Annotated in this window: 1 protein-coding gene; it reads left to right on the top strand. The window is 54.7% G+C overall.

Features of this window, described 5'->3' with window-relative positions; translation table 11 throughout:
- Positions 1–274: 274 nt before the first annotated feature.
- On the top strand, positions 275–422 hold a 148-nt coding region (locus F2P46_RS38435), incomplete at its 3' end, for a DNA-binding protein (RefSeq protein ID WP_208296938.1).

The raw sequence follows: 422 nt of genomic DNA, 5'->3' as shown, positions 1-422 counted from the left end.
GCGATGTGCTGCAACCGATGGGACGATCGCGGTGGCAAACCGGCGATCAACTCGTCAAGCACGGCCCTGGCGCGGAACAAAGCCATGCTGCGACGAGGAATATGATCGCACGAAACTAAACACCTAATCACGCGTTGACCAACCACGCAATATTTCGGGCAAACCGCGCTACACTTGCTGCAGAAGAAAGGTACTACGTTGCTTTTTGTCCGATAATTCATATCGTATCATTTCATTCATATCATATCGTATCATTACGAACGGGGAACAAGCAATGGGTAGAGAAGCGAGCATCACACTGGCCCAGGTAGCCGCCATCGCGGACGCGATGGTTGCGGCCGGAAGCACCCCGGCTTTGCGCACTGTGCGCGAGCGACTGGGAAACATGGGGAGCTTGGGCACCATCAGCAAGCTGTTGCAGC

It is taken from the genome of Massilia sp. CCM 8734 (genome assembly GCF_011682155.1).
In the GTDB taxonomy this organism is placed as follows: Bacteria; Pseudomonadota; Gammaproteobacteria; order Burkholderiales; family Burkholderiaceae_D; genus Telluria_A; species Telluria_A rubra.
Note: the sequence above shows the minus strand (reverse complement) of the source record. Positions and strands in the feature narration are given on the sequence as shown.